We start from the raw sequence: 5,288 nt of genomic DNA on the forward strand, positions 1-5,288 counted from the left end.
TCGCGGCCGTGCCGAGCGGGCTGCTGCCGGGGAGGTTGACGACGGCCCCGTTGGCCACCGCGGGCATCTGCGACAGCAGCGGGTCGCCCTCCAGGGTGCTCACGAGCTCCTCGCCGCCGTAGGTGACGATGATGTCGACGTCGTCGAAGGCGTCGGCCCGCTCGGCGCTCTGGCTCAGGGAGAACCGGTCGGTCTCGGCCGAGGCGGTCGCGATGCTCTCCGGGGTCGTCAGGCCGAGGTCCTCGAAGAACATGGCGCGGGTGTCGTGCGTGGTGTAGAAGCTGACCTCGCTCAGGTCCGTGGTGTCCACGTGCGTCAGGAACATCGCCGACGCGCCCTCGATCTGCGGGTACTCCGCGACCGACTCCTCGATCTCCTGCTCGATGTCGGCGATGAGGGTGTCGCCCTCCTCCGCCATGCCCAGGGCTGAGCTGTTCATCCGGATCATCTCGCGCCACGGCGTTCCCCAGGCGGTCTCCGGGTAGGCGACGACGGGGGCGATCTCGCTCAGCGTGTCGTAGTCCTCCTGGGTGAGCCCGGAGTAGGCGGCGAGGATGACGTCGGGCCGGGTGTCGGCGACCGCCTCGAAGTCGATCCCGTCCGTCTCGTCGAACAGGACCGGTGTCTCCGCGCCCAGCTCCCCCAGCTTCTCCTCGACCCACGGGAGCACGCCGTCGCCGTCGTCGTCACCGAAGTTGGCGGCGGCCATGCCGACGGGTACGACGCCCAGGGCCAGGGGGACCTCGTGGTTGGCCCAGTTGACCGTCGCGACCCGCTCGGGTTCGGACTCGATGGTGGTGGTGCCGAGGGCGTGCTCGACGGTGACGGGGGTCCAGTCTCCGGAGCCGCCGTCCTCCCCGCCGGAGGAGTCGGCGGAGGACGAGGAGCAGGCTGCGAGTCCGATGGTGAGCAGCGCGGCGGTGCCGAGCGCGGCCAGCCTTGAAACGCGGGGCATGGTTTCCTTCCCGTTGTGGCCGTGGGGCCTCAGCCATGGCGACGCCATGGTCCGGCTCTCGTGCCGCCCGTGGCTCGCACGACGGTGTGCGGCCCGGAGGGGGAGCGGCCGGGCGGGAACGTGTCTGCGGGGTACAGGGGTGCGCACGTCACCCACCACGGCAAGAGCTTAGGTTTGCCTAACCGAATTTAGGGTGTCCTTGGTCGTTGTGCAATCACGCAGATGTGACAGCTTCTGTAGCGAAACGGACAAACCCGGTGCGGTCGGGGAGGGGACGTGGGGCGTTCCGGCCCCTACTGGGCGCGGAAGCGCCCGGGACTCAACCCGGTGATCCGTCGGAAGGCCACGCCGAACGCGCTCGCCGAGTGGTAACCCACGCAGGCGGCGACCTCGTCGATCTCGTCGCCCCGCGCGAGCATCGCGACGGCGTGCTGCACGCGCGCGGTGGCCAGCCAGCGGCTGAACCCGAGGCCGGTCTCGGAACGGAAGGCCCGGGTGATGGTGCGGCTGCTCACACCCAGCCGCGCCGCCCACACGGCCAGGGTGGTGGCGTCGGCGGGGTCCTCGCGCACGGCGGCGACGATGGGGGCCAGCAGGGGGGACTCGGGCAGGTGCAGGAGGAGTTCGTGCTCGGCGGGGGAGAGGAGGTCGAACACCATCGCCTCCGTGCGGGAACGCTCGCCGGAGGCGAGGCCGTCGGCGTCGAGCCGGTCGAGGAGGAGGCGCAGGAGCGGGGTGACCTCCATCGCGACGGGCCGGTCGGAGACTGACGGAACGGCGTGGACGCCGAACTGCGCGGCGCGGTGCCAGGTTCCGGCGGGGGTCCAGCCGGAGTGGCGCGTACCGGCCGGGAGCCACAGGCCGACCGTGGGGGTGATGGTCCAGACCCGCGTGCCGACCGTCGCGGAGGAGGCACCGCGCTGGTTCCAGAGGAGTTCGTGCGTGGGGTGGGAGTGCTCCTCCCAGAAGGTGTCCCGGGGGATGACCTCGGCGCTGCCCATGACGGCGAACGGAACGTCGATCTCACCGGCGGCGTAGAGGGGGAGCCTGCGGCTGTCGATCGCTTCGCGCTGTGAGGGGTTGGAGGGGCGCGGCCGGGCCGCTGGAGCCGACCGGGTGTCTCGTTTGACCACGTCATCCAGGTTAGGCGCCGGCGCGAACCGGGGCGCATGGGACGGGCTCGCTCCCATCCCTTGACCTCAATCAAAGTTGAGGTTCAAGAATGTTGGTCACGACTTCCGACACGAAGGAGAGACGCGTGCCTACGACGCGTAGTCAACCGCGGCAGGGGTCACGTCCGGGGATCCTGCTCGCCAGCGTCATGCTGGGCGTTCTGGTCGTGGCCATGTCCATCTCGGGGACGGCGGTGGCCGTCCCCGACATCGGGGTGGACCTGGAGGCCTCCGGCGCTGCGCTGCACTGGGTGGTGGCCGGATACAACCTCACCTTCGCCGCGTTCACCCTGGTCTGCGGATCACTGGCCGACCTGTTCGGGCGGCGGCTGCTGTTCGCCGTCGGCGCGGTCCTCTTCTGCGCGGGCAACCTGGCCAGCGCCCTGGTCGGCGACATCCTCCTCCTGGACGCGGCCCGCCTGCTCACCGGCGTCGGCGGCGCGGCGATCATGGCCAGCGGTGGCGCCCTGCTGGCCACCGCCTTCGACGGCGCCGCGCGAACCCGGGCCTTCGCCGCCATGGGCACCATGGCGGGGGTCGGCATCGCGGTCGGCCCGACCCTGTCGGGCCTGCTGATCGGCGCCGTGGGCTGGCGCACGGCGTTCCTGGTCTACGCCGTGGTCGGCCTGCTCATCCTGGTCGGGTCGGTGTTCGTCGCCGAGTCGCGTGCCTCCGAACGCCCGCGCGTCGACTGGGGCGGCGCGGTGACCTTCGTGGTCAGCCTGACGCTGGTGATGTACGCGGTCATCGAGGCACCCGAGGCGGGTTGGGGGACCCCGGTGGTGGTCGGTGCGCTGGCGGCCGGTGCGGTGCTCATGGTGGTCTTCCTCGCCATCGAACGCCGGGCGGTCCAGCCGGTGCTCGACCTGAGTCTGGTCCGCGACGGCCGCTTCATGGCCTGGTGCCTGGCGACGCTGACCACCTCGATCGGTTTCCTGGGGGTGCTGGTCTTCCTGCCGACCTACCTCCAGGGGGTGCAGGGGGTGTCCGCCCAGACCGCGGGTCTGATGATGCTCATGCTCACGGCGCCGGTGCTGGTGGCTCCGTCCCTGGGCGGGTGGCTGGTCACCAAGGGGGTGTCGGCCCGCGGGATGATCGTCCTCGCGCTGCTGTTCGTGGCCGGGGGCAACGCGCTGCTCACCGTGCTCCATCCGCAGATCAGTGCTCTGGGGCTGGCTCCGCCCCTGGTACTGATCGGAACCGGTATGGGGCTGTCGTTCGGCATCACCGACGGTCAGGCGATGAGCGTCATCGAGCCCCGGAGGGTGGGCATGGCGGCGGGTTTCCTCAACACGCTCCGCGGTGGTGCCGAGGCCCTGGTCATCGCGGTCTTCGGGGCGGCTCTGACCAGCATCGTGGCCGCCCGTACGGGGTCGTTCGAGGCCGCCGCCCGGGTGACCGCCGGGGAGGTGGGCGGATCCGGGGAGCTCGCCGACCACTTCACGGCGGCCTGGGACACCACGTCCTGGGGTGTCGCGGCCCTGTCACTGCTGGCCACGGTCGGGGTGTTCGTGCTCCTGGCCCGGCGTCGGGACGGGGCGGGAAGGGACCAGGGGCAGGATGACACGGCACCCGTGGGAGCGGAGCCCGCCAAGGGCTGACGGTTTCGTGGCGTGCTGTGACGGCCCGGAGGGACGCGGTCGGGTCGCTGACCGGGTGTCTCGTTTGACCACGTCATCCAGGTTATGCGCTGGTAGGTGCGGGGCGGCGTTGCGTTGTCAGTCCCGACCCGCACCCGCGTTCGTGCCCTGCCCGTCCGGGAGAACACGAAAGGTCTCATGACCCGTGCTGGGCAACGCGCTCATGGGCACGTCGTTCAGTACCTGGCTCCACCGCCCAGCGCGTACAGCGTCGAACCCAGGACGAGGACAGCACCGGAACCAGGGCCAACCCGATGAGGATGGTGACTGCCAGCCCCTTCCAGCCGTCGATCGAGTCGTACCAGGGCGATGCCTTGAGCAGGATGAAGATGACCGGATGCAGGAGGAACACGTACATCGTGTACTTGCCCGCGATGGTGAACCAGGTGTGACGCCGTGGAACCAGTGCCAGGAAGGCCACGGTCATGAGCAGGCCCAGACCCATCAGGCTCAGGCGAATGAGGAAGCTCGGCAGCAGCGGGTCGATGTCACGGTCGGTCAGGCTCTGGCTCCAGTACAGCCAGTCCTTGTCCAGCCGCTGGGACAGGGGAACGGCCAGGAGCACGGTCACGGCCAGGAACACGAGCGAGACGACACGCATCCATGTGCGTGCCAGCCAGGCGAAGTGTTCGCGCCGAAGGCACAACCCCAGTACGAAGAACGGCAGGAAACTGAGCACCCTGCCCACGGAGAGCGTTGGACCCAGTTCCACCGTCGCGGCGGACACCGAGATCAGCACGGCGATGATCAGGGGATAGCGGAAGCGTCGCCACACCGGCACGCTCAGCCGCCACAGGAAGAGGGCGACCAGGAACCACAGGGTCCAGGTCGGCTGCAACGGGGACACGGTGTCGCGCAGTTCGCCGTGCTCGATCGCGTAGATCCCATGGTGGATGCCCCAGAAGATCAGGTAGGGCACGGCGACGGACAGCACCAGCTTCTCCACGCGCGCCGGAGAGCCGTCGAAGGATCGCGCCAGGTACCCGCTGACGAGGATGAACGCGGGCATGTGGAAGAAGTACATCCAGTAGTACAGCGCCCGCGCGGCTCCTAGGTCGAGCAGAGGCTCGACGGCGTGCCCGACCACCACCAGTGTGATGAGCAGGAACTTGGCGTTGTCCAGGTAGGAGTCGCGCTTCGAGGCACTGGTGCCCGGCCGGGTTCGCCCCTCCGGTTCAGCGAGGGCCGCGCGCTCTGCGGTCACCGTCGAGGAGGCATGGGGGGAGGTGGCCCGTGGTTCGGTCAGCCCGAACGACGGCCCTTGTGAGGGGGACGTGACCGCATCGCCCGAAACGCTACTTCTGTCGTGCATAGAATTTTTTCTACCACGGACAGAATGTGGCTTTTCTGGTGCTCTTGGCTGTGCATGACCGTTCAGCTCCCTGGCCTTGCCTCCGCAGGGAGGCGCTGCTCAACTGAGGTTTGATTGTTCTCTTCTTGATAGCCAGGTCTTCTGTAACCAGCAGCTTCGGGAGGCCGCCACGGGCGTTGCCGACGATCGTGCGGTCTACGGCAGGGGCG

4 protein-coding genes are annotated in these 5,288 nt (G+C 69.3%); 1 reads left to right on the plus strand and 3 read right to left on the minus strand.

The genetic code is table 11. The annotated features are described in order from the left end of the window. Together D455_RS0100245 and D455_RS0100250 are read right to left on the minus strand one after the other, a co-directional pair. Positions 1 to 955, minus strand: a 955-nt coding sequence (locus D455_RS0100245) for an iron-siderophore ABC transporter substrate-binding protein (RefSeq protein WP_017568752.1), incomplete at its 3' end; no start/stop codon positions are given. A 293-nt stretch (positions 956 to 1,248) separates the two neighbouring features. Next, positions 1,249 to 2,088 (minus strand): helix-turn-helix domain-containing protein, encoded by an 840-nt coding sequence (locus tag D455_RS0100250; RefSeq protein ID WP_017568753.1) that lies wholly within the window; start codon positions 2,086 to 2,088, stop codon positions 1,249 to 1,251. 125 nt (positions 2,089 to 2,213) lie between these two features. On the opposite strand from D455_RS0100250, the gene D455_RS28755 reads away from it, so the two are divergent. After that, positions 2,214 to 3,728: an MFS transporter gene (locus D455_RS28755; protein WP_241480129.1), complete on the plus strand. Its 1,515-nt coding sequence runs from the start codon at positions 2,214 to 2,216 to the stop codon at positions 3,726 to 3,728. 175 nt (positions 3,729 to 3,903) lie between these two features. Here the strand turns inward: D455_RS28755 and D455_RS0100260 are convergent, their stop codons facing one another. After that, on the minus strand, positions 3,904 to 4,971 hold the full coding sequence (locus D455_RS0100260) for an acyltransferase family protein (RefSeq protein ID WP_017568755.1): 1,068 nt from the start codon (positions 4,969 to 4,971) through the stop codon (positions 3,904 to 3,906). Positions 4,972 to 5,288 lie beyond the last annotated feature (317 nt).

Origin of the sequence: Nocardiopsis halotolerans DSM 44410, assembly GCF_000341065.1 — a bacterium.
GTDB classification, from domain to species: Bacteria; Actinomycetota; Actinomycetes; order Streptosporangiales; family Streptosporangiaceae; genus Nocardiopsis; species Nocardiopsis halotolerans.